This is a genomic window from Listeria ivanovii subsp. londoniensis (assembly GCF_000763495.1).
GTDB lineage: Bacteria > Bacillota > Bacilli > Lactobacillales > Listeriaceae > Listeria > Listeria londoniensis.
Window position 1 is genome coordinate 2,102,267 of the sequence record NZ_CP009576.1, and the last position, 21,880, is coordinate 2,124,146.

Below are 21,880 nucleotides of genomic sequence, written 5' to 3' on the forward strand. Positions count from 1 at the left end.
ACCACACTTGTCAATCATAAAATCCAAGAACATGTTATACTAATAATAGTAAAAATAAAGGAGGTCAAAACAACATGGCTACATCTAAAGCAAAAAAGAAACGTCAGAAGCTTGTCCAAGCAGGTCTTTTAAATCCTGAAATCAAGCGCAGTCCCTTCGCTCTGATGGATTTAAACTCCAAACAAACCAAAACAAAAAAAGGTTATCTCTATAGTAAAAAATGGAAGAATCACCAAGAAGATGATTCTTTTTTTGTGATTTTTTTTAAGTTTTCACATTTTCTTCATATAAGTCTTTAAAATATGGTGTTTCTTCTAGCTATTATTCCTTTTTTGAATGTCTTTGTGCTATGCTTTAGTTGCTTAAAAACCAGTACATTAAGAGGTGACAGAAACATGACTATTTTAAATCACTTATTGGAACAGAGAGAAACTATTGTTGAAGAATGGCTAGCATATTATGTTTCGGTAGATGACCCTTATATTATCACACTGGAAAGTAATAGTCGTCTTACGGATGAAACACGACTTGTTTTAGAAAATCTATTCATTGGGATGACCGAAAATCAAGAAAAAATGAATCGTTTCGCGAACAGTCTAGGTAAAGCACAATTTATCACCACACTCGGTATTTCGCACATTTTATTCCATATTCGTTTATTAGAAAAATTTATTCTAGACTATGTGCAAAGAACCAATCCTACTAGTCTCCATTATCAAGAATTATATGAGTTCACCGTGTCACTTCATCAAAATTTTAGCAGCTTCACACAACATTTAATAGAAGGATATACATTTGCAACAGAACAAACGATGCAGCAAAAAGAAAATCAATTAATTAAAAATTCGACCAAATTAATTTGGTTAGCCGACTTTGTTTTTCTTTTACCATTAATTGGGAAAATCACGGATGATCGCGCCAAACAAATAGTAGAAACAGCGCTACAAGAGGTTTGCACCCAACCAGTAAATTACTTAATTCTTGATTTATCCGGCATGCAATTAGAATCGCAAAACATTGGTGAATACATCCATCACTTCTTCTCTTCCTTAAAACTAGTTGGTGTAACTCCGATTGTCACAGGGATTCGACCTGAGACTGCTAAACTGATGATACAAGCCAATTTAACAGAGCACAAAAACATTAAGACCTTCTCCACTTTGCGTCAAGCAACTAAATTTTTATTAACAGAAAAAGAAGCAAAAAAGTAAGATTTTTATAACGCCTTCCAAGTTAGAGATTGGGAAAGCCGTCTATTCAAAAGACAAAAAGAGGCTGAGACATAACTAAAGCTCAACAATAAAAGTTGGAAAATAGAAAAGCAGGAATCATTGTATAGAGCCATTTCGGAAAATGGCTCTATACAATGATTCCTGCCTATTTTTCATTTTAGAGACCCTTTTGTCCTGGCCTCTTTCTAACTATTAATCTTCTTGACGTAATGTCTTCAAGGCTTTTACAAACGAACTTGGAAGTGGTGCTTCAAAAGTCATCCGTTCGCCTGTTGCCGGATGGTCGAATCCTAGTTTCGCTGCATGCAGAAATTGCCCATTGCCTTTTAGGGTGTTTTTAGGGCCGTATTTTGGGTCTCCTGCAAGCGGATGACCGATATACTTCAAATGAACACGAATCTGGTGCGTGCGACCTGTGTCAAGTTTACAATTAATTAGCGTGTACCCTTCTAAGCGTTCGATTACCTCAAAATGCGTTCTTGCTTCTTTGCCGTCACGAACAACCGCCATTTTTTGACGATCTTCTTTTGCACGGCCGATTGGAGCTTCAATAGTTCCTTTTTGATGGACAATATCACCATGAACAAGTGCGATATATTCTCTATCAGAAGTTTTGTCTTTTAATTGTTTTGCAAGTGACTCATGGGCATGGTCATTTTTAGCAACCATAAGTAAGCCAGAGGTATCTTTATCAATTCGGTGTACAATTCCCGGTCTGATTTTACCATTAATTCCAGATAAATCTTTACAATGAAAAAGAAGTGCATTCACAAGTGTGCTACTCGCATGCCCTGCTGATGGATGAACAACCATTCCTTCTGGCTTATTCACAACAAGCATATCTTTATCCTCAAAGTAAATATCTAGCGGAATATTTTCAGCAAGCACTTCTAACTCTTCTGGTTCACGCACTTCTAAATGAATCTCGTCACCAACTTGTACTTTATAATTTGGTTTCGCTATCTCACCACTTACGGTAATATCTCCATTTTTTAGCATTATTTGAATAGCGGAGCGGCTCTTGCCAGTGAGTTCAGCAACTGCTTTATCAATTCGTTCACGAGCATTTTTCTCTTCTATAATCAATGTTTCACTTTTCATTATTTAATTCCTTTCGTTTTGCGGTCGTCTACAAAAACATACACGAGCATTAGTACGACACCAATTGAAAGCGAGGCATCTGCCACATTAAAAATCGGGAAATAATAATTACCCCATACGGTTTGAACAAAATCTACCACTTCTTGATGCAAGATTCGGTCAATAAAATTACCAATCGCACCACCTAAAATAAACGCTAAACTAATCGAAAATAGTCGTTTTCCTTTGGCATATTTTTGCATAATGTAAATAATAATTCCAATAACAATAACAGTAATAAGATAGAAAAACCACATATGCCCTTCTAAAATACTCCAAGCCGCTCCGTTATTACGGTAACTTGTCCAGTATAAGAATCCAGGAATAACTTCTATTTTCTGGCCAATTTCCATGTTTTGAACAACAATCCATTTAGTCAATTGATCTAGCGCAATCACAGCTAGCGTGATTAGATAATAATACATACGAACCCTCTTTTCACATCAGTTAGATAGTATATGCGCTCTCCCGTAAAAACAGCAAGAGCGCATACTTCTTTTGTTATTGTATGATAAATTGAAGCAAAAATAAAGCGCCAATAACATACATGACTGGCGATGTTCGTTCTTTGTTCTTCGTAAAGGCGCGAAGAATTGGATACGCAATAAAGCCAGCCGCAATTCCGTCTGCAATACTGTACGTAAATGGGATTAATACAATAATAAGTAATGCCGAAAAAGTCTCGGCTGCATTTGATAAATCCATTTCTTTAAATTCTTGTAGCATCGACATACCAATGACAATTAAAATTGGTGCAATCGCGCTATTTGGAATAAAAGATAGCACTGGCATTAAAAAAAGCGATGCGATGAAGAAAATTCCGGTCGTAACAGTTGCGAGACCAGTTTTCGCCCCACTAGCAAACATAGAACCACTTTCGAGTGCCGAAATAGTTGGGCTTGTGCCAAATAATCCAGATAAGAAAGCTGTTACAGAGCTTGCTTTTAAAATGCGTGGTAATTTTTCGGTTTGTTTCAGTTGTCTTACTTGGCCATTTGTAAGCCCTACTGTTTCAAACACAATAACCATCGTCATCGTAAAGACGGCACTCCAAAAACTAATACTTGCCATTCCGGAAAAATCAGCTTTGAACAACACATCACTCCAAGGTGCTAAACTTAACGTCGCTGCACTCGTCGTATTGGTGATGCCAAATAGTACACCTACAATTGTTCCAATTATTAAACTCCATAAGAAAGCGCCAGGAATTTTACGAATAACTAGAATCATCGTTAATAAAAGGGTCACAAGCGTTGCCAAAACGAATGGATCAGAAAGGTTGCCTAGAGCGATAATACCATGCTTTCCACGTGTTACAATTTCACCTTTTTCAAGCCCTAGAAAAATTAAGAATAGTCCTAATCCAACTGTGATAGCTTGCTTCAAAATTAGCGGAATAGCTTGATTTAATCTTCCTGCAAGTGGTGTAAATGCAAGAATCATAAATAGTAACCCACTCATCGTAACCGCCGCAAGTGCCACCTGCCAACTTAGTCCCATTCCGCCTACAAGGTTATACGCAAAGAGCGCATTAATCCCCATACCAGGCATTAGAATAAGTGGTGCATTAGACCAAAAACCCATAATCAAACAACCTACCGCCGAGATAAAAATCGTCGCTAGTACTGCTCCTTGATAAGGAACTCCAGCTTCAGCTAAAATCGAGCTATTGACGACAATAATATATGCCACCGTAAAAAAGCCAATCATACCAGCCAAAAATTCTGTCCGGATATTGGTTTTATGCTCGTTCAGCCGAAAAACTTTGTTGAAAAATTTCTGCATACTTTTTCCTCATTATGAAATTGTCCCTCTCCCAACCCGCAGAGTATTGCCCCTGCCACAGACTTTCATTATAACAAAGATACTGGTGATGCGAAAGTAAAAGTTTTCATTTCACCGCTGTAAACCCAATTCTATGCTATAATTTGGAGTGATGTTAAAGGAGATGATTATTTGCAACAAACAGCAACATACCTAGCAAAATGGAAACAATTTTTAATCATTTTCGTGCCAATTGTGATTACTCAACTAACACTGTTTTCCATGACCTTTTTTGATACCACAATGAGTGGAAATTATTCTAATCAGGCACTTGCCGGTGTAGCGATTGGTAGTTCTTTTTGGGCACCAATTAATGCCGCTTTTTCAGGTTTACTAATGGCAATCACACCGATTGTGGCGCAATTAATTGGCGCGAAGAAAGAAAAAGAAGTTAAAAACACGGTGCATAATGGTCTGTATATCGCGATTATTTTAGCTATTATTTTAATTCTTATTAATTTCTTAGTAGTTCCAAAGATATTAACGCATATGCCTATAACAGCTGAAGTGGCAACTATTGCCCGCCATTTCTTAAATGGGATTTGTATTGGAATTCCTGCCTTTTTTATTTCTGCTATATTGCGGTCATTTATTGATTCACTAGGGCTTACAAGAGTGACCATGTTCATTACCCTTTGCACAGTGCCGTTTAATATCTTTTTGAATTACTGTTTTATTTTCGGGAACTTCGGATTTCCTGAAATGGGTGGAGCAGGTAGTGGATATGCAACCGGGATTACGTATTGGTTAGTCGTTTTGGTTAGTATTATTCTGATTCAAACACAAACTCGGTTACGCAAGTTCGGTATATTTAAACGATTTACAGCCATCCATTTTTCTAAAATAAAAGAAATTATCGGGATTGGTGTTCCAAATGGTTTAACGATTTTATTTGAAACGAGTATTTTCTCTGCTGTAACAATTTTAATGGGTGCATTTGGCACAGAAACCATTGCGGCGCACCAATCTGCTAATAGTGTGTGTACGCTCCTTTATGCTTTTCCACTTAGTGTAGCATCTACGCTAACGATTCTCGGAGGTTACGAAACTGGCGCTAAACGTTTAAAAGATGCCAAGCAATATCGCCATATTGGGATGACCGCTGCGATTTTAATTGGTTGTATTAATGGAGCGGTATTATTTTTCTTCCAAGATACTATTGCTGGTTTTTATACTAATGATCCACGACTAAGTGATTTAATTATGCAATTTCTTGTGTATGCCATCTTATTCCAATTTGCTGATGCCTTGTTGTCTCCTGTTCTCGGAGCGCTTCGTGGTTACAAAGATGTTGCTGTTACATCAGTCGTTGCTTTTATTTCTTACTGGATAATTGGGCTTCCGGTTGGATACGGGCTATCTTTTACAAATTTAGGACCTTTTGGCTACTGGATTGGGTTAAGTACCGGCTTGTTCGTTGCCGCAATTATTTTATCAATTCGCGTTCGAAAAACAGAAATAAAATTATCTTTATAGTAAAGGAAGACAGAGATTTTTTAAGTCTCTGCCTTCCTTTATTTTGTAAGTCCATCATGAATTTTATCTAAATTGTAACGCATCATCTCTAAATACGTGTCACCTACCTCGCCCTTTTTGGCAGTGGAATCAGTGAATATTTTCGCAAAGATTGGTACACCAGTTTCATTAGACACACTTTCCATACTTCTTGGGTCCACACTAGTTTCTACAAATAAATTTGGAACATGTTCATTTTCCACGATTCCAACTATTTGTTTCATTTGCTCAGGGGTCCCTTGGCTTTCTGTATTAATTTCCCAAATATAAGCAGCTTTTAAACCATACCTAGCAGCAAAATATTTAAATGCCCCCTCACTTGTTACTAAAGTTTTTTGATTTTCTGGTAAATCTGCAAACTTTTGTTTCGCTTCTTTATCCAGTTTTGCTAGTTTAGTGATGTATTTTTTCGCATGTTCTTTATAATAATCAGCATTGTCTGGATCTGCTTTAATTAGCGCATCTCGTACATTTTCTGTATAAATAATCCCATTATGAAGGTCTAACCATGCATGAGGATCTGTTTCTGATGTTTTGCCTTTCTCCGTTAAGTATTTTGGTTTCACACCTTTACTTAACTCTATCACTTGGTCTTTATCAGCTCGTGATTTGTCTGCTGTTTCTAACATCCGATCAAACCAGCCATTCCCCGTTTCCAAATTCAAACCGTTATAAAAAATCAAGTCGGCATCAGCAGCACTTTGAATATTTGCAGGAAGCGGGTCATATTCATGTGGATCTACCCCCACTGGCACAATACTATGCAATTCAATTTTTTCTCCACCAACATTTTTGACGATGTCTGCTAAAATGGAATAGGTCGCAACCACATTTAATTTTCCATCTTTGGCTATTTCTTTATTTCCTGAAGTACATCCTGCAAGTACCATTATTAGCATAACTAACGCTGCAAAAATCGGCTTTTTCATTCGACACCCTCCTTCTTTTTCGAAAATAATAATCCTTGTTTTGGTGCAAATAGAAAAGCAATAAAGAACAAAATAGTTGCGACTAGAACCATCGCAGCTCCTGAAGCTAAATTGAAAATATAGCTAAAGTACAAACCAATAATCGCACTCACTGCACCAAATGAGGATGCGAGAACAATCATTTTAGATAGCTTGTTTGTAAGCAGATACGCGGTCGCAGCTGGTGTAATCAACATCGCTACAACGAGAATAATCCCAACCGTTTGCAAAGCAGAAACCGTTACTAAAGTCAGCAGTAGCATCAAGAAGTAATGCAAGAATTTCACATTTAGTCCGTATGCTTCCGCCATCACAGGATCAAACGAACTAACTAAAAATTCTTTATAAAATAGTGCTACGAGAGAAATAACGATAATCGCAATTACAATGGTCATCCACATATCTGAATTACGAACAGCAAGTACATTTCCAAATAAAATATGGTATAAATCGGTACTACTTTTTGCAAAAGAAATTAAAATGATACCAAGCGCAAAAAATGCACTAAAGACAATTCCGATGGCCGTATCATTTTTAATGCGGCTTTTCTGATTAACAAAACCAATTCCAAGTGCGGCAGCGATTCCAAATGTCGCCGCACCAATAAAGAAATTCATCCCTAGCATATACGATATCGCTACCCCGGGTAGAACCGCATGAGAAATCGCATCTCCCATTAATGACATTCCTCGCAAAATAATGAAACTGCCGATTACACCCGAAACAATTCCCACTGTTACAGATGTAATCAGCGCCTTTTGTAAAAAACTATATTGCATTAACCCTTCTAAAAACAGCATTTTTAAACTCCTTTTGCAAATGTTAATTCACCATAAGCATATTTTATTTTGTCTTCTGTAAATGTTAGTTCCACTGGACCATGTGCGATTAGTTTTTTATTAAGTAAAATAATATCATCAAAATAAGCAGCTACTTTATGGAAATCATGGTGAACCACGACAATCGTTTTTCCGTTATCTCTTAATTTTTTCAATAACTGCATAATTAACGCTTCACTTGTCATATCAATCCCAGCAAAAGGTTCATCTAAAAAGAAAATTTCTGCATGTTGCGCTAAAGCTCTGGCAATAAAAACACGTTGTAATTGCCCACCAGAAAGTTCGCCAATTTGTCGCTTCTGAAAAGCAGTCATTTCCACTTGTTCTAGCGCATCTAACGCCAGCTGTTTTTCTTTTTTTCTTGGGCGTTTAATTAACCCAAGTGCCGGAAATGTTCCGAGTATAACCATATCTAACACTGTAATTGGAAAAGTTAAATCTACTTCGCTTCTTTGCGGAACATAAGCGATGCGTTCCCGCCAAAAAGCAAGTGGCTTTCCATCTAAGGTTACTTGGCCATTTTCACGTGGAATTAATCCCATCATCCCTTTTAGTAAGGTAGATTTTCCAGCTCCATTTGGACCGACGATACCAGTTAGCTTACCTGATGCTATTTCAAGCGATACATTATCAATCGCCACTTTTTGTTTGTAGCTAATTGTTAAATTTTGAATATTCATTTCTACCACCCTTTTCCCTTAAGACTAATTTTTATATTTAACTAAAAAAGTTTCCTCAGAGCAACTTTAATTAGAAGTATAACGAAAATTCCTTTGGTTGTAAAGTGAAAAATCCATAAAAAAATCCCGTAGTCTATACAAACTACGGGATACGACTATTTTATTGGTTGGCGCCGTCTGCTAATTTCTTTAGTAGTTGACGAAATTCAGCTTGTTCTTGCTCGGAAAAAACAGCAAATCGTTTAACAATCATTTCTTTTTTCTTTTTATCGATTTCTTTTACGAATGCTTCTGCTTCAGGTGTCAGTCGAAGCTCAATAATTCGTCTGTCTATTTCTGAGCGATGCCGTGTAATAAATGCTTCTTCTACTAACGTGTCGGTAATTGCTGTGATGTGGCTAGCTGAAACATCGAGCGTTTTTGCTAAATCAGAAGTTTTGGTGAGACCGCTAGAAATCAAACTTAACACACGATATTCACTTCCACTTAATCGCTTATTCAAAACAGCTTCTACTTCATGTCGAAAGCTATTAAAAATCCGTTTAATTAACGTTTCAATTTCCAAATATGTTTCCATTTAGCTACCTCCTGTTTTTCAAAAAAGTTATCGGCTTACTTCACCAAGGCTTTTGCTTTTTGTAATTGAGGATCGGTTTCTTTTAAATGTTTTTGCGTTAATTCGACTAATTTATCCGTTGTCACACCTGTCATAATTCCGGTTACATCTAATTGGTTGGCTGTTTGGAATCGTTCTACTGCATATTTTGTATCTGTATCATATAAGCCATCTACTTTACCAACATTATAATCAAGCGCTTTTAGTAATGTTTCGATTGTTTTGACGTCATCACCAAAGTCCCCTTCTTGATAAACTTTTGAGGATGAAGGAATGGTCATTGCTGCATAGTCTGGCATTTTAACTACTTCATCTGGTGTGATTCCTTTTTCATGAATCCATTCATCATCTGGAGTTAACCATTTAGCGATGGTAAGTTTTAGTGTTGACTCATCCGATAAAGTCGTAGCAGTTTGGACTGTTCCTTTTCCGAATGATTTCGTACCCACAAGTTTAATTCCACCAGATTCTTTCGCTGCTGCTGCAAGGATTTCAGATGCGCTTGCACTCCCACCATCAATAAGCATAGTAGTTGGCACCTTGACTTTATATCCTTCATGAGAGCTACTATCCGCTTTAATTACTGTTTTCTCGCCAGCTTTATCTTGTTCTTGAACAACGATTTTACCATCAGGAACAAATAAACTAGAAATGGAAACGGCTTGATCTAATAAACCACCAGGATTTCCTCGCAAATCAATAACGAGGCCTTGCATTCCATCTTTTTCGAGTGATTTAAGTGCTTCTTCTAATTCATCATATGTGGTCTCAGAGAAAGTACTAATGGTCACATGTGCGATTTTATCTTTTCCCATTTCTTTGTACACTGTTTCGATTGGGATTTCATCACGAGTGATTGTCACGTCAAACGGTTTATCTTCACTTGCACGTTGAATAGTCAACGTTACTTTAGTTCCTTTTTCGCCGCGTATTTTTTGTGTTGCTTCTGTTGCAGTATCTCCTTTTAGCGATTTACCATCCACTTTTGTAATCACATCTTGTGGTTGTAAGCCAGCTTTTTCTGCCGGAGAATTCTTGATAGGCGAAACAACTGTAATCGCTCCATCTTTTTCTTGAATCTCTGCTCCAATCCCTTCAAAGCTTGAAGAAATTGTATCATTAAATTCACTAGATTCTTTTTTCGACATAAAGCTAGAATACGGATCATCTAACGAATTTACCATACCAGTTATTGCTCCATCAACTAATTTAGTAGAATCGGTATCTTTATAGTATTTGGAGGTGATTTCGTCATAAACATCGTATAATTTCGTAAATTCTTTTCGTTCTGGAATAGTTACTTTTACTTGTTTATCATCGCCTAACGATGTAACGATAGTCGTAACTAATGCGGTAATAAATACAAACGCAAATAATAGCATGATAAAAGGGAATAATTTCATTCTTACGTATCCATTACCTGGTCCTTGCTTTTCTTTATCTACTTTTTCTTCTTCATTTTGTTGTGGGGGTTGTTCCATCCTTTGTTCACCACTTTCTATGTAAAATGTGGTTACAGTGAGCACATTTTATTTAACTCATTTATTTTACCAGTTTTCCCTACATTTTGGTATCTTTTTTTCGGATACTACAAAAAAGAGGGATTCATCACTGAATCCCTCTTGCTTACTAATTAAGCTACTTCATAACCTGCTTCTTCTACCGCGTCGATTAAAGTGTCTTCTGTTACTTTGCCATTTTCAAATTCAACGGTTGCTGTTCCTTCTTCTAGAGATACTTTTGCATTAGTGACACCTGCTACTTCTTCCAATGCTTTTGTTACTCTTGCCTCACAGTGTCCACAAGTCATACCTTCAATTTTTAAAGTTAGTTTTTCCATTTTTATTTCCTCCTATGATTTGAATTTATATCTTTTTAGTCGTAAAGCATTAGTTACAACGGAAACGGAACTAAATGCCATTGCAAGTCCAGCTACCCATGGTGCTAACAAGCCAAGTGCCGCGATTGGGATACCCGCACAGTTATAAGCGAGTGCCCAGAAAAAGTTTTGACGAATGTTGCGCATCGTTGCTCTAGAAAGTTCTACTGTTTCAGGGATAAGTGTTAAACGATGACTAACGAGTGTGACATCACCAGTTTCAATCGCAATATCTGTTCCTGTACCTATACTTATTCCAATATCACTTGCAGCAAGGGCTGGAGCATCATTAATTCCATCACCAACGAAAGCAACGATATGTCCTTCTTTTTGTAATTTTTCTACTAGTGTACTTTTATCATTTGGTAACTGTTCTGCAAAAAACATATCTGTACCTAAATCTTTTGCCATATTTTCTACGACAACAGATTGATCGCCGGAACAAATAGCTGTTTTTATTCCTTGTGCTTGTAATTTTTGAATTGCTTCTTTTGCTTCTGGTCGCGGTGTATCTGATAATGCGAGCGCACCAGCATATACACCATCAATTGCCATTGCGACAACTGTTTTACCTGCATGCATCCAACTTTCTATTAATGTATCTTCTTCTTTTGGAATCGTTGTGAGTGAAGAAATATAACGATAAGCTCCGAGTTCTATTTTTTGTTCATTTAGATTCCCGGTCATTCCGTGTCCAGCTTTAGCACGAATTCTGCCTTGTTTAATCATGGATGTATCGATATTTTCCTCTTCTAGCATTTGAATGATTGCTTTTGCAATCGGATGTTCAGACTGTTGTTCCATTAAAAACAGATAAGGGAAAAATTGGTCATGAGCAGCTTTCTTATCACTTACTTCTAATTTTCCTTCTGTTAAAGTACCAGTTTTATCAAAAACAACCATATCTACTTTGGAAGTACGTTCTAAATGTTCGCCACCTTTAAATAATATCCCACTTTCTGCACCTTTACCAGTTCCAGCCATTATAGCTGTAGGAGTTGCTAGACCGAGCGCACAGGGACAAGCAATAACTAATACAGCAATTGCAGCTTCCAGAGAGCCGTCTACCGTTCCAGTTACAATGTACCAGATGATAAATGTTATTGCTGCGATTCCAAGTACAATTGGTACAAAAATCCCAGAAATCTTATCTGCTAAACGTTGAATTGGTGCTTTAATACCTTGCGCTTCTTCCACCAAGCGAATAATTGACTCTAAGACTGTTTCTTCCATTCGTTTAGTGATTTTAGCTTGGAAGGCGCCATCAAAGTTAATTGTTGCACCAATAACAGAATCACCAGGTTTCTTTTCAACAGGAACTGGTTCTCCGGTAATCATCGCTTCATCAACACTTGTTTCCCCTGAAATTATTTCTGCATCCATTGGTACTTTTTCACCAGGACGAACTAAAATAATATCACCGATTTTAAGGGAATCTACCGGAACTAACCATTCTTTTCCTTCACGAATAACTGTTGCTTCTTTTGCTTGTAATTCAAGTAAACCTGCAATTGATTCCGTTGTTCTAGAAGTTGCATGAGACTCAAGTAATTTCCCAAGTAAAATCAAAGTAATCAACACAGCACTTGTTTCAAAATAATAATGTGGCATAATACTTGGATCAATCATATGGCGAATATATTCTACCACACTATAAAAGTATGCTGCCGAAGTTCCAAGTGCAACTAATACATCCATATTGGCACTTTTACCACGTAAAGCTTTATACGCACCATCATAAAACCGCCAGCCAATATAAAATTGAACGATAGTAGCTAAAATTAGTTGAATTGTTGGCGTAATCCAATTACCAATAGCTTCTGCAAAAGCCATTTCATGAATGTAAGGAATATGCGTTACCATCGTTAATAAAAGTGGTAACGAAAGAATGGCTGAAAGTATAAACCGCCTTACTTCTTTTTGGAAATTCTTCTCCAGTACAGCATCTTTTTCTTCTTTCGACATTTTTTCAGCTGCATCATAACCAGCATGTTTGACTACTTTAATGAGTTCTTCTGGGGTTGTCACTTCTGGATCATAATATACTGCCGCATTTTCAGTCACTAAATTCACGTTGGCTTTTTCAACACCTTCTGCTTTATTTAGTGATTTTTCGATTCTCGTTGAACAAGCGGCACAAGTCATCCCAAATACATTTAAATCTTGTCTAAGATATTTCTCCTCCATTTGATTTTCCCCCTCACGTTTTAGAAAATTGACGAATAGCTTTCAGCAAATCCTCCATTACGTCATCTTCCCCATTTTTTGCTGCATCGACAACACAGTGTGCTGTATGATGTTCTAATACTTGTAATCCAACATTTTTTAGCGCTTTATTTGCTGCGGAAATTTGCACTAAAATATCTGTACAATATCTATCATCCTCGACCATTTGAGCAATGCCTCGAATTTGTCCTTCGATACGTCGCAAACGATTTTGAAGTAATTTCGTTTCTTCTTCTTTTCGTGGAACAATCGGTTGATCATGTTTCATTTTTTCTCCTCCTTTGTTTCTACAATTAACACTATACCCCCTATAGGTATATTTTGCAAGGAATTAATTTTTAATGCACTAAAAAAACCATAAACAATGGAATGTTTATGGTCTGAAAAGCTTGTTATTTAGCAGCATCTACGTTCTTTTCTAGTGCCTTTACATGATTGAAAAATTCTTCTAATGTCCAATCATTTTCATGAATAATCGTTGCGGCATCTTTTCCAACATAACGATAATGCCAAGATTCATATTGATACTTAGTAATATCTTCGCGACCTTTCATATAACGAAGAATAAAGCCATAATTGTGGGCATTTTCTTTTAACCATTTGCCTTCGGGTGTATTTCCAAAAGCATCCGTTAATTCGTATGACTGACTTTCAGAAGAGATATCCATGGCAAGACCTGTTTGATGTTCGCTTGTTCCTGGATAGGCTACAGCTTCTCTTGCTTTGGCGTCACCTTTGGAATTCACTTCTGCTTGAAACACTTCTTGCTGACGTTTGTATGAACGATAGCCTGAGACAGCAAAAAGTTTATGGCCATTCTCATTTGCCGCTTGGAACATCTCTTCTAGTGCCGTTCCAGCTTCTTTTCGCATTTGGGCTTTTTCTATCTTTTCATCACCAAACGAGAAAGTAACATTTGGTCGAACTAAGTCTGGAGGGGTATATGTCGGCTGCAAGGAATAATCTTTGTTGGCAAGAACAAGTATGTTTTCCTCGTTTTCAATATATTGAATGCCATTTTTTTCAACCAATTTATTTTGTTTATTAATATAGGGATAAAGTGGATCTTTCTCTAGTTCAGCTAATGTGTCGCTTCCACTAGATGCGTTTTGATTCACTTCTGCAACTGGCTCTGCATTTTGCCCGCCGAAATACTGATCTTCTACTGTGTGAACACAACTAAGGCTAACGGCTATAGCAATCGTTAATAAAGAACTCATATATGTTTATCAACCTTCCTATGAACTTTAAGATATATCTAGTTTGCCTTGGTCAAGCTATTATTTGATAGCAGCTTCTAGAGCAACAACAATCATATCGTTAAAAGTCGTTTGGCGCTCTTCAGCAGATGTTTCTTCACCGGTGAAAATATGATCGCTTACAGTTAAAATGGCTAATGCACGACGACCATATTTTTGTGCTAACGTATAAAGTGCAGCTGCTTCCATTTCAATTCCTAGCACACCATAGTCTGCTAGCTGCTCTTTGTCTAACTGATCATTGTAAAAACGATCCGCAGAAAAAACATTTCCTACTTTAAGAGATAAACCTTTTTCCACTCCCGCATCATACGCTTTTTTCAACAAGGAAAAATCGGCTACTGGCGCAAAATCCACACCGCTGAATGTATTGCGATTTATTTGTGAATCGGTGGAAGCTGCTTGCGCGATAACAACATCACGGACTTTCACATCTGCTTGAATTCCACCCATAGTACCAACTCGAATTAAATTTTTCACATCATAGCTTTGGATTAATTCATTCACATAAATAGAAATCGATGGAATCCCCATACCTGTACCCATAACGGAAACTTTTTTGCCTTTATATGTACCTGTATAACCGAGCATCCCTCTCACTTGGTTAAATAAAACAACATCTTCTAAGAAAGTTTCAGCAATGTATTTCGCTCGCAGTGGATCTCCTGGCAACAAAATCGTTTCTGCAATTTCACCTTGTTTTGCTTCAATATGTACGCTCATACTTTTTTCCTCCTAGTGTTTGTTTTTCTCTTCATCTAGCAAATATGCATCCCATAGTTCGTCGAAAATCGACATCCCCGGCAAATAAGGCGCATTAAACTCCAAGTAATCGCAAAGAATATGGTAATTTCTTGTTTGCTTTGGAAAACTATGATCCCGGTATGCATTGTTGGCAAATTCCGTTTTCTGATCTGTTAGTTTCGGATCCCGATAAGTCATTAAAAAATGATAAAATGATCTTCCCAACGTACAACACACTCCGCTCTTTTTATGCTTTAACTATAGTTGATTTCTTGAAAAAAATAAAGCTAATTTTCTAGTTGGCGTAAAATTTCTTCTGCAAGTCGATGTGTTTCTAAAGCATCTTCTTCAGAAATTGGTGTATTCGTGCCACTACGAACTGCATTTAAAAAGGCATGAATAATTGGGGTAAAACCTCTTTTATGAAGGGTAGTTTCCCAGTCTCCAAATCGCTCAAATCGTTCTGTTGTACCTTCATAAATATGTGTTTCCGTTACATTTTCTACTTCATATTTAGCACTTGGCGTCATTACCGCAAGACGTTCTTCATTTACACCACTGTCCCGATTCATAATCGCTGTAGCCACTTTATCTCCAGCTGTAATTTGTACTGTCACACTAGCCAGCAGTTCGTTTTGCCAAACTGGAAAAACATTTAATTGATCGATTTTTGTATCTAATAAATAACGTATCGTATCCAGCACATGAATGAAATCATCATAAATAAAAGTTCGAGGCACACCTGGCTGAGCTGCACGATTCTTTTGCATGACAATCATATTTGTATCCTTCAAAGTTTTTAATTCTTGATATTTAGGTGCATAGCGACGGTTAAATCCGGTCATCAGCATCGTATTTTGTGCTTTTGCGAGCTGCGTTAATTCCTCCACCTCTTCTAAATTATCAGCAATTGGTTTATCTACATAAACAGGAATTTGATGGGATAAAAATGCTCGAATAACTTCTGGATGGCTTTTAGTAGCCGAGTGTACAAATGCTGCGTTCACCCCTGAAGCAATCATCGACTCTATGCTTTGATGATAATGATCAAAACGATACTTTTCACTTAAATGTTTTAATTTTTGGGCATCTCGCGTATAAAGATGTACTTCCACATTTTCCATTTCTGCAAAAACAGGTAAATAGGCTTTTTGCGCAATTCCGCCAAGCCCTACAACCGCAATTTTCAACATAATATTCGCTCCTTTTCAAATAACAATGCCAGAGAATGATTTCGCTTGACACTTATACGAATTTCATTTTCTGGCATCGATTGTTTATTCAAAGATTTGTTTATATGCTTGATAGCCTTCTTCTTCTAATTTATCTACGGGTATAAACTTAAGTGCTGCTGAATTTATACAGTAGCGAAGTCCGCCCTTATCTGCCGGGCCGTCCGGAAAAACATGACCTAAATGCGAATCAGCTACTACCGATTTGACTTCAGTACGAATCATGCCATGTGTCTGATCTTTGTTCTCGATTATTTCCTTATCATCTATCGGCTTTGTAAAACTAGGCCAACCACAACCAGCGTCATATTGGTCTTTTGAGGAAAATAACGGCTTGCCAGAAACAATATCGACATAAATTCCTTCCGCCTCATTATCATAAAATTCATTTTTAAATGGGTGTTCCGTTCCAGCTTTTTGGGTTACATTATATTGCAATTTTGTTAGTTGTTTTAATCGTTCATTTTTTTGCTTTTCATCCATTCGACTTCACCCTTTCCAGTTGGCATCAATAAACGCAGCACGTCCAGAAGCAACTTGGTAGCCTTCGTAATGTGCTTTTTCTTTTTTGTAGAAATCTTGATGATATTCTTCTGCTGGGTAAAAAGTTTCAGCTTTAACAATTTGGGTCACTATTGGTTTTTTGAATCTGCCGCTAGCATCCAGTGCCGCTTTTGACTTTTCAGCAATCCCTTTTTGTTTCTCATTATGATAAAAAATGACTGGCCGATAAGAATCTCCTCGATCAACGAATTGACCAGCTGCATCTGTTGGATCTGTTTGTTGCCAATATATTTCGACTAATTTCTCATAAGGGAAAATCGCCGGGTCAAAGGTGATTTCGATTGCTTCCGTGTGTCCTGTCGTTCCAGAGCAAACTTCTTTATAGGTTGGATTTACAGTATGGCCACCTGTATATCCTGAAACAACTTTCTCAATTCCTGGTTGTGTATCAAAAGGTTTTACCATACACCAAAAGCATCCTCCAGCAAATGTTGCTTTTTCAAGTAATTCTTTTGTCATAAAAAATGCCCCCTAATTAGGATTCCACCAGTTTATTTTAGTTAACCGGTACTAAGAGTGTAAACGAAATATCATCTTTCTTCAAATCAAGCGTATCAACACGAACTTCTGTATCGCCTTTTAATTTTAATTTATCTAAAGCTAGGTAGATTTTTTCTTTTTTCGGGATAATAGTTACCCAATCAGGAAATTGATAATTTTTACTTACATAGTTCATCACATAAGATACTGGTAGTGGCAGTGCACCTACTGACATATCTTTTAACGTTAGTTCGACATTGCCATCATCTACTACTTTTGGGGCAAATTTCAAATGCAATTCAACTGGTTGATCAAAAATTTTCGCTTCTGCTGTAAAGTTGACATTATTAGCAACAAATACTTTGTAACCAATGTCTTGATCTTTACTGAAATCATCAATATAGGTACTAATTAATTGGTTTAAATCAGATTTCGTCGTACTCGTTTGAAATTCTACAGATGTTTTATTGCTAATAAGTTCCGGGGTAGGTTCAGTTTGTGGACTTACAACAAAAACGGCTATATAAACCCACCCCACACAAATAACAATTAAACTTATTAATATAATGCATGTCCATTTCCAGTAATTGCGTTTTGGTTTCTTTGGGGTCGATCGTGTTTCTTTCGGCACGACTTTAACACCTTTCTATTTGGGAATGTTGCCTTCGTTTAATTGCTTAACGATTGCTTTGTCTAGCTCTACACTCATTTTTTCATAGCCTTGATGATTAGGATGGAAATAATCATCTGATAAAAGTGGATTCGGTTTGTCTTGGTTTGCTTTATCTCGATTTTCGAGTACTTTCGCAATCGGAACAAAATACATATTCGTTTGCTTTTGAACGGTTTTCTTTGAAGCGGTATTCCAGTCAGCAATCACTTCATCAAATTGTTTAATATCACTGAAATAAGTTGTATATGGATTATAAATACCCATTAAGAAAATTGCTGCATCTTTGTTATAAGAACGAATGTCTGTTACTAGTTTTTCGAGTTCTTGTTGAAACGACTTATTCGCTTTTGTAAAGTCAGCTACATCCACTTCTAAAAGACGCGATTGCAAAATAGCCATGACATCATTTCCGCCAATGGTAATCGTAATAACATTCGCATTTTTGACGTCGTGTTGAAAGGCCTTATTCGTTTCTAAGCGCTTTTCTAGTTGCGTTATTTTGTTACCTGATACACCGTAGTTACTTGTATCAACACTTGGGACATTAGGCTGTTCTTCTAATTTATCCGGGATAATACCGACATATCCACCTTTTTTCTCCTCATCACCAACACCTTCAGTTAATGAGTCACCCATTGCAACTAGCTTTATTGGCACTTCTTTTGATTCTTGATAATATTTGATACCAAAAACTGCGCCAACGAAAAGCGCGATAACGAGCGCGCTTCCAGTAAGCCACAGCCATTTTTTCTTTGTCATATGAATCACTCACTTAGTCAGTATAGTACATAAATGCAAACGCGCCAGCTCCAGCATGTGTGGAAATAACTGGGTCTGCGAAGAATACTGGGATTTCGGTTAATCCAGTTATTTCTTTTGTTTCCGAGATAAACTCATCCGCAAGATTAAGTCCATTTGCATGAACGACGTCTAAGTGTTGGATTTTTTTCGGTTCATCTTTAATTAAATTAAGACAATATTGAAGTACTTTCTTATTACTACGAACTTTAGTTTCTTCCTCTAATTGACCATCTGTCAATTTTGCGATTAATTTAATATTTAAAAGGCTACCGAAGAAACCTTGCATTCTGCCAACACGTCCCCCTTTAATCAAATTATCGAGCGTTACGACAACAATATAAAGTTTTGTTTTCTCTTTAATATCATTGATTTTAGCATGAATTTCTTCTACGGAATAATCACCTGACTGTGCCATTTCTGCTGCCGCTAAAACTTGGAACGCTTGTCCACGTGCAGTATAATCACAATCTACTACCGTAATATTCCCCTCAACTATATCGGCTGCTTGGCGAGCAGCATTCACCGTTCCACTTAGTTTTTCCGTTAAATGAATGGAAAGAATCTCATACCCCTCTGCCGTATATTTTTCATATGCTTCTACAAAAGAACCAATTGCTGGCTGAGAGGATTTTGGTAACGCTTTTGTTTCAGCCATCCGAACCATAAATTCCTCTGGTGTAATATCCGTTTTCGGATTGTATACTTTCCCGTCGACTTCGACAGTTAAATATAAAATATCAATATTCCATTTTTCTGCTTCTTCTTTTGTTAATCCAGCAGTTGAATCAGTGATAATTTTAATTTTCCTCATTTTTTAGCCACATCCAGTTTTGCTTATTTTATTTTATTATAACATTCCCGGCGTCATACACAACCTATTAACTAGTTTTAAGAAAAGAGAAAGAAATTCTATTTATCTTTCTCTTCTTCATTTTTTAGCGTATGATAGATTAATAGTGTACGATAAAAATTTGTAGAAAAGTATGGTGATAAAATGAATGTCACTTCTTATAATTGGAAAGAAGAACTTGCCAATGCGATTACGCACGGGATTGGATTTATCCTTAGTATACCGGCACTCGTCTTACTTATAATATTCGCCGTTCAAAAAGATAATCCTCTTTATTTAACGAGTTTTTTAGTTTATGGTATCTCCTTGATGTTACTCTATGTTTGTTCCACTTTACTGCATAGCTTTAAACCTTGCAAAGCAAGAACAGTGTTTAACATTATGGACCATGCCGCGATTTATGTATTAATTGCTGGAAGCTATACCCCATTTGTATTAATCACTATTCGAGGGACACTTGGTTGGACGCTCTTTGGCATTATTTGGGGACTTGCTATTGCTGGGATTATTTATAAAATTTTTATGACTGGTAAACTAAAATTATTATCCACTTCCGTATATCTTCTAATGGGCTGGATGGTTATGTTTGCAATCAAACCTCTATACACTGGACTCACACCAGCTGGATTTTGGTTACTAGCGACTGGTGGAATCATGTTTACAGTTGGTGCGATTTTTTATAGTATTCCTAAAGTCCCTTATATGCACGCGATTTGGCACTTGTTTGTTATTGCCGGAACAACTTTTATGTATTTCTGTATTTTGTTTTATGTCTAAATAATTTATTTTAAGCCTTCTCAAATTTGAGGAGGCTTTTTATATAGTATGACATATTTAACACTTGTTTTTAATTATGTCATACTATATAATAATTAGCATAACATATTAAAAGGATGTGATTCCCATCGAACTTTCACCGAGACAACACCAGATTGTTGCATATGTGCGCGCCAATGAGCCAGCAACCGGAGATTCCATTGCTGCGCATTTAAAATTAACCCGTGCGACCATTCGTGCTGACTTATCTATTTTAACCATGACAGGAATTTTAGATGCTAGACCAAAAGTAGGCTATTTTTATTCTGGTCTGGAAACAAACCCAATTCACTTTGACGAATTTCGCCAGTTAAAAGTAGCAGATATTATGACGCAACCATTTTTCGCCAAAAAAGAAACAAGTGTATATGATGCAATTGTGATGCTGTTTATGGAGGATATTGGTAGTTTGTATGTCATTGACGAAGAAGAATTAGTTGGACTCGTCTCTAGAAAAGATTTGCTTAAAGGAGCACTTGCCGATGCAGATACGAAAGCGACACCTATTGCAACAATCATGACCCGCATGCCTAACATAGTTACCGTTACAAAACATGATACCGTTTTGCACGCTGCGGAACAACTAGTTTTCCATCAAATTGATTCCCTTCCAGTGCTTGAAGTAAAAGTCGGAAAAACAAAAGTAATTGGCAAAATTTCTAAAACACGCATTACCGCACTTTTTGTAGATACAATAAAAAAGGTTTAGTAGGAGGAAAATATGGAAAATCCGCTTATTATTTATGTTATTTCAGATGCTATCGGAGAAACTGCCCAACATATTATTCGTGCTGTGATAGCACAATTTTCACTTGAAAAGCCAGCTGATATTCGTCGCCATGCTTTTATTCGTGATGAAAAAGCTTTACTCGAAACATTAGAAGAAGCTAAAGAAGCGGATGGGATTGTTGTCCAAACTTTAGTACAAGCTAAGTTAGCTGAATATGCGACTCATTTTTGTTCGAAACATCAAATACCTAATATTGATTTATTACATACACTTACCTCAGCTGTAGAAGCAAAAACCGGATTAAAATCGAAACAAGACCCTGGTAACATGCGGCGGTTAGATAGTAATTATTTTGATCGTATTGCTGCCATTGAATTCGCTGTTAAATATGATGATTGCAAAGATTCAAGAGCTTTGCTAGATGCCGATATTGTGCTTGTCGGTGTATCAAGAACTAGTAAAACACCACTCAGTAGTTTTTTGGCTAATCAAAATTGGAAAGTTGCTAATGTCCCTCTTGTCCCAGAAATTCCTATTCCAGATGAACTTTTCCAGATATCCCAAGAACGAATTATCGGGCTTACTACTACTCCCGATAAGTTAGCACAAATTAGGAAAGTGCGTTTAAAATCAATTGGTTTAGATGAAACAAGTAGCTATTCCAGTGAAAAACGAATATTGGAAGAGTTAGAATACGGCTACGCTACTTTTAAAAAACTTGGCTGCCAAGTAATCCATGTAGAAGATAAAGCCATCGAGGAAACTGCCGCCCTAATCACAGAAATTATCACAAGTTACCACTAATTAGAAGA

The 21,880-nt window shown here is 36.9% G+C and carries 26 protein-coding genes; 6 read left to right on the forward strand and 20 right to left on the reverse strand.

The genetic code is table 11. The features are described from left to right. The first annotated feature begins 74 nt into the window (after positions 1 to 74). Both JL53_RS10275 and JL53_RS10280 read left to right on the forward strand, forming a co-directional pair. Positions 75 to 299, forward strand: a complete 225-nt coding sequence (locus JL53_RS10275; RefSeq protein WP_003720159.1) for a ribosome rescue factor BrfA — start codon at positions 75 to 77, stop codon at positions 297 to 299. 96 nt (positions 300 to 395) lie between these two features. Beyond that, positions 396 to 1,211: an STAS domain-containing protein gene (locus JL53_RS10280; RefSeq protein ID WP_038407556.1), complete on the forward strand. Its 816-nt coding sequence runs from the start codon at positions 396 to 398 to the stop codon at positions 1,209 to 1,211. Between the two features lie 213 nt (positions 1,212 to 1,424). On the opposite strand, the gene JL53_RS10285 is transcribed toward JL53_RS10280, so the two are convergent. From JL53_RS10285 to JL53_RS10295, 3 genes are all read right to left on the reverse strand, one after another. Then, entirely contained in the window at positions 1,425 to 2,333 is a 909-nt protein-coding gene (locus JL53_RS10285) for an RluA family pseudouridine synthase (protein ID WP_038407557.1), read from the reverse strand. Beyond that, positions 2,333 to 2,797, reverse strand: coding sequence for a signal peptidase II (gene lspA, locus JL53_RS10290; protein ID WP_038407558.1), 465 nt, complete (start codon positions 2,795 to 2,797; stop codon positions 2,333 to 2,335). Before lspA ends, JL53_RS10285 begins: the two co-directional genes overlap by 1 nt. A gap of 76 nt (positions 2,798 to 2,873) precedes the next feature. Then, positions 2,874 to 4,157 (reverse strand): NCS2 family permease, encoded by a 1,284-nt coding sequence (locus tag JL53_RS10295; protein ID WP_038407559.1) that lies wholly within the window; start codon positions 4,155 to 4,157, stop codon positions 2,874 to 2,876. Positions 4,158 to 4,328: 171 nt separating this feature from the next. On the opposite strand from JL53_RS10295, the gene JL53_RS10300 reads away from it, so the two are divergent. Beyond that, positions 4,329 to 5,672 (forward strand): MATE family efflux transporter, encoded by a 1,344-nt coding sequence (locus JL53_RS10300; RefSeq protein ID WP_038407560.1) that lies wholly within the window; start codon positions 4,329 to 4,331, stop codon positions 5,670 to 5,672. Between the two features lie 38 nt (positions 5,673 to 5,710). Here JL53_RS10300 and JL53_RS10305 read toward each other — a convergent pair whose 3' ends face one another. The 17 genes from JL53_RS10305 to JL53_RS10385 form a co-directional block, all read right to left on the reverse strand. Continuing rightward, the gene (locus tag JL53_RS10305; protein WP_003720167.1) at positions 5,711 to 6,640 is read right to left on the reverse strand and encodes a metal ABC transporter substrate-binding protein; all 930 of its coding nucleotides are present in this window, start codon (positions 6,638 to 6,640) and stop codon (positions 5,711 to 5,713) included. Continuing rightward, complete coding sequence (locus JL53_RS10310) at positions 6,637 to 7,479, reverse strand: metal ABC transporter permease (RefSeq protein WP_003720168.1); 843 nt, start codon at positions 7,477 to 7,479, stop codon at positions 6,637 to 6,639. Before JL53_RS10310 ends, JL53_RS10305 begins: the two co-directional genes overlap by 4 nt. 2 nt (positions 7,480 to 7,481) lie before the next feature. Beyond that, positions 7,482 to 8,198, reverse strand: a complete 717-nt coding sequence (locus JL53_RS10315; protein WP_038407561.1) for a metal ABC transporter ATP-binding protein — start codon at positions 8,196 to 8,198, stop codon at positions 7,482 to 7,484. A 160-nt stretch (positions 8,199 to 8,358) separates the two neighbouring features. Next, a complete protein-coding gene (locus tag JL53_RS10320; RefSeq protein WP_038407562.1) occupies positions 8,359 to 8,775 on the reverse strand; it encodes a MarR family winged helix-turn-helix transcriptional regulator in 417 nt (138 codons plus the stop codon). A 35-nt stretch (positions 8,776 to 8,810) separates the two neighbouring features. Further along, positions 8,811 to 10,295, reverse strand: a complete 1,485-nt coding sequence (locus tag JL53_RS10325; RefSeq protein WP_038407563.1) for a lmo1851 family serine protease — start codon at positions 10,293 to 10,295, stop codon at positions 8,811 to 8,813. 152 nt (positions 10,296 to 10,447) lie between these two features. Beyond that, positions 10,448 to 10,654, reverse strand: coding sequence for a CopZ family metallochaperone (locus JL53_RS10330; protein WP_003720172.1), 207 nt, complete (start codon positions 10,652 to 10,654; stop codon positions 10,448 to 10,450). A gap of 12 nt (positions 10,655 to 10,666) precedes the next feature. Continuing rightward, positions 10,667 to 12,880 (reverse strand): heavy metal translocating P-type ATPase, encoded by a 2,214-nt coding sequence (locus JL53_RS10335; protein WP_003720173.1) that lies wholly within the window; start codon positions 12,878 to 12,880, stop codon positions 10,667 to 10,669. 13 nt (positions 12,881 to 12,893) lie between these two features. Continuing rightward, a complete protein-coding gene (gene csoR, locus JL53_RS10340; protein ID WP_003729496.1) occupies positions 12,894 to 13,187 on the reverse strand; it encodes a copper-sensing transcriptional repressor CsoR in 294 nt (97 codons plus the stop codon). A 124-nt stretch (positions 13,188 to 13,311) separates the two neighbouring features. Beyond that, positions 13,312 to 14,139, reverse strand: coding sequence for a M15 family metallopeptidase (locus tag JL53_RS10345; protein WP_038407564.1), 828 nt, complete (start codon positions 14,137 to 14,139; stop codon positions 13,312 to 13,314). Between the two features lie 60 nt (positions 14,140 to 14,199). After that, a complete protein-coding gene (gene deoD / locus JL53_RS10350; RefSeq protein ID WP_003720176.1) occupies positions 14,200 to 14,901 on the reverse strand; it encodes a purine-nucleoside phosphorylase in 702 nt (233 codons plus the stop codon). 12 nt (positions 14,902 to 14,913) lie between these two features. Then, complete coding sequence (locus JL53_RS10355; RefSeq protein WP_003720177.1) at positions 14,914 to 15,147, reverse strand: YozE family protein; 234 nt, start codon at positions 15,145 to 15,147, stop codon at positions 14,914 to 14,916. A 62-nt stretch (positions 15,148 to 15,209) separates the two neighbouring features. Further along, positions 15,210 to 16,115 carry a Gfo/Idh/MocA family protein gene (locus JL53_RS10360; RefSeq protein WP_003720178.1) on the reverse strand — a complete coding sequence of 302 codons (906 nt, stop codon included), beginning with the start codon at positions 16,113 to 16,115 and terminating at the stop codon, positions 15,210 to 15,212. 84 nt (positions 16,116 to 16,199) lie between these two features. Then, entirely contained in the window at positions 16,200 to 16,637 is a 438-nt protein-coding gene (gene msrB / locus JL53_RS10365) for a peptide-methionine (R)-S-oxide reductase MsrB (RefSeq protein ID WP_038407565.1), read from the reverse strand. Between the two features lie 6 nt (positions 16,638 to 16,643). Continuing rightward, complete coding sequence (gene msrA / locus JL53_RS10370; RefSeq protein ID WP_038407566.1) at positions 16,644 to 17,177, reverse strand: peptide-methionine (S)-S-oxide reductase MsrA; 534 nt, start codon at positions 17,175 to 17,177, stop codon at positions 16,644 to 16,646. A 37-nt stretch (positions 17,178 to 17,214) separates the two neighbouring features. Beyond that, on the reverse strand, positions 17,215 to 17,829 hold the full coding sequence (locus JL53_RS10375; RefSeq protein WP_038407567.1) for a YpmS family protein: 615 nt from the start codon (positions 17,827 to 17,829) through the stop codon (positions 17,215 to 17,217). A gap of 15 nt (positions 17,830 to 17,844) precedes the next feature. After that, on the reverse strand, positions 17,845 to 18,630 hold the full coding sequence (locus JL53_RS10380; RefSeq protein ID WP_038407568.1) for an SGNH/GDSL hydrolase family protein: 786 nt from the start codon (positions 18,628 to 18,630) through the stop codon (positions 17,845 to 17,847). A 13-nt stretch (positions 18,631 to 18,643) separates the two neighbouring features. Then, complete coding sequence (locus JL53_RS10385; RefSeq protein WP_003720183.1) at positions 18,644 to 19,483, reverse strand: fatty acid kinase binding subunit FakB; 840 nt, start codon at positions 19,481 to 19,483, stop codon at positions 18,644 to 18,646. A gap of 183 nt (positions 19,484 to 19,666) precedes the next feature. Between JL53_RS10385 and trhA the strand changes: the two genes are divergently transcribed. From trhA to JL53_RS10400, 3 genes are all read left to right on the forward strand, one after another. Continuing rightward, on the forward strand, positions 19,667 to 20,299 hold the full coding sequence (gene trhA / locus JL53_RS10390; protein WP_003720184.1) for a PAQR family membrane homeostasis protein TrhA: 633 nt from the start codon (positions 19,667 to 19,669) through the stop codon (positions 20,297 to 20,299). 118 nt (positions 20,300 to 20,417) lie between these two features. Continuing rightward, a complete protein-coding gene (locus JL53_RS10395) occupies positions 20,418 to 21,047 on the forward strand; it encodes a transcriptional regulator CcpN (protein ID WP_052010600.1) in 630 nt (209 codons plus the stop codon). A gap of 12 nt (positions 21,048 to 21,059) precedes the next feature. After that, complete coding sequence (locus JL53_RS10400; protein WP_038407569.1) at positions 21,060 to 21,872, forward strand: pyruvate, water dikinase regulatory protein; 813 nt, start codon at positions 21,060 to 21,062, stop codon at positions 21,870 to 21,872. Positions 21,873 to 21,880: the final 8 nt, after the last annotated feature.

What these genes read in the sequence shown, in the direction of transcription:
- JL53_RS10280 (WP_038407556.1), top strand. Translation starts at nt 396, where the DNA reads ATGACTATTTTAAATCACTTATTGGAACAGAGAGAAACTATTGTTGAA.
- msrB (WP_038407565.1), bottom strand. Translation starts at nt 16,637, where the DNA reads ATGGATGAAAAGCAAAAAAATGAACGATTAAAACAACTAACAAAATTG.
- lspA (WP_038407558.1), bottom strand. Translation starts at nt 2,797, where the DNA reads ATGTATTATTATCTAATCACGCTAGCTGTGATTGCGCTAGATCAATTG.
- JL53_RS10330 (WP_003720172.1), bottom strand. Translation starts at nt 10,654, where the DNA reads ATGGAAAAACTAACTTTAAAAATTGAAGGTATGACTTGTGGACACTGT.
- JL53_RS10285 (WP_038407557.1), bottom strand. Translation starts at nt 2,333, where the DNA reads ATGAAAAGTGAAACATTGATTATAGAAGAGAAAAATGCTCGTGAACGA.
- JL53_RS10380 (WP_038407568.1), bottom strand. Translation starts at nt 18,630, where the DNA reads ATGACAAAGAAAAAATGGCTGTGGCTTACTGGAAGCGCGCTCGTTATC.
- msrA (WP_038407566.1), bottom strand. Translation starts at nt 17,177, where the DNA reads ATGACAAAAGAATTACTTGAAAAAGCAACATTTGCTGGAGGATGCTTT.
- trhA (WP_003720184.1), top strand. Translation starts at nt 19,667, where the DNA reads ATGAATGTCACTTCTTATAATTGGAAAGAAGAACTTGCCAATGCGATT.
- JL53_RS10320 (WP_038407562.1), bottom strand. Translation starts at nt 8,775, where the DNA reads ATGGAAACATATTTGGAAATTGAAACGTTAATTAAACGGATTTTTAAT.
- csoR (WP_003729496.1), bottom strand. Translation starts at nt 13,187, where the DNA reads ATGAAACATGATCAACCGATTGTTCCACGAAAAGAAGAAGAAACGAAA.
- JL53_RS10335 (WP_003720173.1), bottom strand. Translation starts at nt 12,880, where the DNA reads ATGGAGGAGAAATATCTTAGACAAGATTTAAATGTATTTGGGATGACT.
- JL53_RS10345 (WP_038407564.1), bottom strand. Translation starts at nt 14,139, where the DNA reads ATGAGTTCTTTATTAACGATTGCTATAGCCGTTAGCCTTAGTTGTGTT.
- JL53_RS10385 (WP_003720183.1), bottom strand. Translation starts at nt 19,483, where the DNA reads ATGAGGAAAATTAAAATTATCACTGATTCAACTGCTGGATTAACAAAA.
- deoD (WP_003720176.1), bottom strand. Translation starts at nt 14,901, where the DNA reads ATGAGCGTACATATTGAAGCAAAACAAGGTGAAATTGCAGAAACGATT.
- JL53_RS10315 (WP_038407561.1), bottom strand. Translation starts at nt 8,198, where the DNA reads ATGAATATTCAAAATTTAACAATTAGCTACAAACAAAAAGTGGCGATT.
- JL53_RS10325 (WP_038407563.1), bottom strand. Translation starts at nt 10,295, where the DNA reads ATGGAACAACCCCCACAACAAAATGAAGAAGAAAAAGTAGATAAAGAA.
- JL53_RS10360 (WP_003720178.1), bottom strand. Translation starts at nt 16,115, where the DNA reads ATGTTGAAAATTGCGGTTGTAGGGCTTGGCGGAATTGCGCAAAAAGCC.
- JL53_RS10310 (WP_003720168.1), bottom strand. Translation starts at nt 7,479, where the DNA reads ATGCTGTTTTTAGAAGGGTTAATGCAATATAGTTTTTTACAAAAGGCG.
- JL53_RS10275 (WP_003720159.1), top strand. Translation starts at nt 75, where the DNA reads ATGGCTACATCTAAAGCAAAAAAGAAACGTCAGAAGCTTGTCCAAGCA.
- JL53_RS10295 (WP_038407559.1), bottom strand. Translation starts at nt 4,157, where the DNA reads ATGCAGAAATTTTTCAACAAAGTTTTTCGGCTGAACGAGCATAAAACC.
- JL53_RS10400 (WP_038407569.1), top strand. Translation starts at nt 21,060, where the DNA reads ATGGAAAATCCGCTTATTATTTATGTTATTTCAGATGCTATCGGAGAA.
- JL53_RS10305 (WP_003720167.1), bottom strand. Translation starts at nt 6,640, where the DNA reads ATGAAAAAGCCGATTTTTGCAGCGTTAGTTATGCTAATAATGGTACTT.